Genomic DNA, 3,791 nt, shown 5'->3' with positions numbered 1-3,791 from the left:
GATCTGAAGCGCCCAGATGTAGTAGTCCAGCCCCACCCCCGGGTTCTGCGCCCCCAGGTTCGAAAGCGCCAGCCAGCCCGCAGTGGAGAACTCGCCCAGGAACAGCGACACCATCACCAGCACGGCACCGGCGGTGGTCATCCAGAAGCTGAAGTTGTTGAGGAACGGGAACGACACGTCGCGCGCGCCAATCTGCAGCGGCACGAGGTAGTTCATCAGGCCCGTGACCAGTGGCATCGCCACGAAGAAGATCATGATCACGCCGTGGGCCGTGAAGATCTGGTCGTAGTGGTGCGGCGGCAGGTAGCCCATGTTGTCGCCAAAGGCCATGGCCTGTTGCAGGCGCATCATCACGGCGTCGGCAAAGCCGCGCAGCAGCATCACCAGGCCCAGGATCATGTACATGATGCCGATGCGCTTGTGGTCGATGCTGCAGATCCAGTCACGCCAGAGCGGGCCCCAGAGCTTGAATTTGGTGATGCCAGCCATCACGGCCAGGCCACCCAGCATGGTGGCGATGAAGGTCCACAGCACGATGGGCTCGTGCGCCATCGGTATGGAATCCCAGGTGATTCGGCCCAGGGCCCAATGCGGTTCGGTTACAACGGGTGAGGTGGACATGTTCGTCAGTCTCTTATGCGCGGATCATTGGCGGGATAGGGTGCGGTCGTAGGCCGTGGCGTGGCGCGCTTCAAGGGCAGCCACCACCTGGGCGGCGTTGCCCACGGTGCACACGTCCTGGGGCAGGTTCAGGCCCTGGGCCTTCATGAAGGCCTCGCCACCGCGCTCGTCGATGGACATCATGTGGTGCATGCACATCTTGCCGTCCTCGACGCAGCGGTTCAGCACCTTGTCGTACAGGCCGTCTTCGACGCTGGCAAAGCGCTGCACTGGGTCGCGCTCGCTGGGCTTGACCAGGTCCAGATAGGCTTGGCGCGTCAGGGACTTGCCTTCGGACTTGTTTCGGGCCACCCACTGATCGAAGTCGCCCTGGCTCAGGCCATGGAACTTGAACGTCATACCCGAGAAGCCGGAGCCGCTGTAGTGCGAGGACATGCCCTTGTACACGCCGGGCTTGTTGATCACTGCGTTCAGCTCAGTCTGCATGCCGGGCATCGCATAGATCATGCCGGCCAGGTCGGGCACGTAGAACGCGTTCATGGTGGACGTGGCTGTGAGCTTGAACAGGATGGGACGGTCCACCGGCGCGGCCAGTTCATTCACGGTGGCAATGCCCAGCTCGGGGTAGAAAAACAGCCACTTCCAGTCCATGGCCACCACCTGCACTTCCATAGGCGTCGACTGCGCATCCAGCGGCTTGGTGTCCGAGATGCGGTCCAGGGGGCGGTAGGGGTCGAGCTTGTGGGTGCCGATCCATGTCAGCGCCCCCAGCGCGATGATGATCAGAAGAGGCACGGTCCAGATCACCAGCTCCAGCGAGGTGGAGTGGTGCCAGTCGGGGTCGTAGTCGTCTTCGGTATTGGCGGTGTTGCTCTGGCGGTACTTCCAGGCAAACCACAGGGTCAGGGCAATCACCGGCACGATGATGATCAGCATCAGCAACGTGGCCTGGATGACCATGAGTCCTTGCTGTGCAGCGATGTCGCCAGCGGGGTTGAGAACGACTGCCTTGCTGCAGCCAGCCAGGCTGACTATGGCAGCCATGGCGGCCAGCCAGGCGGGCACGCGGGGGAGTGAGAGTTTGGGCATGTGGAAGCGCAATCGGGGCGTTCAATTACGGGTAAACGCGGATAACGTAGTGCAGCCGAATGTAATAGCCCTAGCGAATTTGTACATTGGACATTTTGTCCAAGGTCAACGAGGCTTGCCCCAGTTTGGTGCGAGGAGGGGTGTTGTCCTGCAGTCAGATCAGTAAAACCGCACTTGTGGCCGGTTGTAGTTGCGTGTAGAACGGTGTTGTCTTATTCACACAACGACAAGGAGCCTTGTTCATGAGCAGTCCCGCCTCTGCCACCTACCCTGCGGCCGGCTTTGAAGAAAGCCCCGCCTCTCTCTCGCGGGCTGATACGCATGAAGATGTCACCCCCAGCGAAATCGCTGTGGGCGTGATCATTGGACGTTCGTCCGAGTATTTCGACTTCTTCGTTTTCGGGATCGCCTGCGTTCTCGTCTTCCCGTCCTTTTTGTTCCCCTTCCTGTCGCGCCTGGATGGCACGCTGATGGGCTTTGCGCTGCTGGCGGTCGCTTTTGTCGTGCGCCCCGTGGGTACGGCCATCTCCATGGCCATCCAGCGGCGCTGGGGTCGGGGCACCAAGCTGACCGTTGCGCTCTTCCTGCTGGGCGTGTGCACGGTCGGGATGGCTTTTTTGCCAGGCTACAAGGACATCGGCCTGGCTGCTGTGGTGGCGCTGCTGGTGCTGCGCATCGGCCAGGGGCTGGCGCTTGGTGGTTCGTGGGATGGACTGCCATCGCTGCTGGCCATGTCGGCCCCCAAGGAGCGCCGAGGCTGGTTTGCCATGATTGGACAGCTTGGAGCACCGGTGGGATTTGTGCTGGCGGCTGGCCTGTTCGCCTATCTGTACAGCAGCCTTTCCGTGCAGGAGTTCCTGGCCTGGGGCTGGCGTTATCCCTTCTTTGTGGCCTTTGCCGTGAACGTGGTGGCCTTGTTTGCCCGTCTGCGCCTGGTGGTGGGGCAGTCGTACACCGAGCTGCTGCAAGACCGTGAACTGCAGCCCGTGCCCGTGAGCCGTGTGATGCGCGACGAGGGCAGCAACGTGCTGCTGGGTGCGTTTGCGGCGCTGGCCAGCTTTGCGTTGTTCCACCTGGTCACCGTGTTCCCGCTGTCGTGGATCACGTTGTATTCCGAGCAGCCCGTCACACAGATTTTGGGCGTGCAGATCGTGGGTGCCTTCCTCGCCGCTGGCGCCATCATGGTGTCCGGCTGGCTGTCGGACCACCTGGGCCGCCGCAAGCTGCTGGGCGGCATGGCCGTGTTGATTGGCGTGTTCAGCTTCATGGCACCCGTGCTTCTCAATTCTGGTGAGGTGGGCAGCACCATGTTCCTGCTGCTGGGTTTTGTGCTGCTGGGCCTGTCTTATGGCCAGGCCTCGGGCACCGTGACGGCCAATTTCTCGCCCCAGTACCGCTACACCGGCGCGGCTCTGTCGGCCGACCTGGCCTGGATCATCGGCGCGGCCTTTGCGCCCCTGGTGGCCCTGTACCTGTCGGCCCAGTTCGGCCTGCTGGCCGTGACGGTGTACCTGCTGTCCGGCGTGGCCTGCACACTGGGCGCGCTGAACCTGAACCGGCGCATGGAGCGGCGGGATCGGTAAATGCCTGATGGAGGATGTCCAGGTGATTTGCTACTCTATTGATAGCTGCTTGGGCTTGTCTATCAGGCGGTAGAGGCCAAAAAAGCATAAAAAACGCCCGGTAGATACCGGGCGTTTTTGTTTTTTGACGCGGGGCGCGGTGCCGGGCTTCGCGAGAGCCTCAGTCCGAACGGCTGGGGTGGATGTCGGGTGATCCCGCCAGCTTCAGTCCTGGGGCTTGAAACCAATGGTCAGCGAAGACGGCACCCGCCCATCCACGTCGCGTGGCAGGGTCTCGGTCTTGTCCAGCGCGCGCAGCACGGCGTCGTCCCAGGCCTTGTTGCCGCTGGGTTGCACCAGGCGCTTGCCCACGATGGTGCCGTCGGGGGACAGGCGCACCTCGACCTCGGCGCGTGGGTTGCCCGAGATCGCATCGGGGTACACGATGTTGGGCTTGACCTTGGCGGCGACCTTGCCGCCATAGCTGCCCGACGGACCTGCACTTCGCTGGGCTGTGCC

At 62.5% G+C, this 3,791-nt stretch carries 4 protein-coding genes; 1 reads left to right on the top strand and 3 read right to left on the bottom strand.

The genetic code is table 11. From position 1 onward, the window contains the following. On the bottom strand, positions 1-552 hold a 552-nt coding region (locus DBR12_RS20380), incomplete at its 3' end, for a cbb3-type cytochrome c oxidase subunit I (protein ID WP_233244977.1). Between the two features lie 93 nt (positions 553-645). After that, positions 646-1,710, bottom strand: a complete 1,065-nt coding sequence (gene cyoA / locus DBR12_RS20375) for a ubiquinol oxidase subunit II (RefSeq protein WP_108618895.1) — start codon at positions 1,708-1,710, stop codon at positions 646-648. Between the two features lie 242 nt (positions 1,711-1,952). Between cyoA and DBR12_RS20370 the strand changes: the two genes are divergently transcribed. After that, positions 1,953-3,293: an MFS transporter gene (locus DBR12_RS20370; protein ID WP_108618894.1), complete on the top strand. Its 1,341-nt coding sequence runs from the start codon at positions 1,953-1,955 to the stop codon at positions 3,291-3,293. Between the two features lie 204 nt (positions 3,294-3,497). Here the strand turns inward: DBR12_RS20370 and DBR12_RS20365 are convergent. Beyond that, on the bottom strand, positions 3,498-3,791 hold a 294-nt coding region (locus tag DBR12_RS20365; RefSeq protein ID WP_146185589.1), incomplete at its 5' end, for an energy transducer TonB.

The organism is Acidovorax sp. HMWF029 (assembly GCF_003060895.1).
In the GTDB taxonomy this organism is placed as follows: domain Bacteria; phylum Pseudomonadota; class Gammaproteobacteria; order Burkholderiales; family Burkholderiaceae_C; genus Acidovorax.
The sequence above is the reverse complement of the archived record's forward strand: the minus strand, read 5'-3'. Positions and strand labels throughout refer to the sequence as shown.

Excerpts from the sequence above, each read along its gene's own strand:
- cyoA (WP_108618895.1), bottom strand. The coding sequence starts at position 1,710 with ATGCCCAAACTCTCACTCCCCCGCGTGCCCGCCTGGCTGGCCGCCATG.
- DBR12_RS20370 (WP_108618894.1), top strand. The coding sequence starts at position 1,953 with ATGAGCAGTCCCGCCTCTGCCACCTACCCTGCGGCCGGCTTTGAAGAA.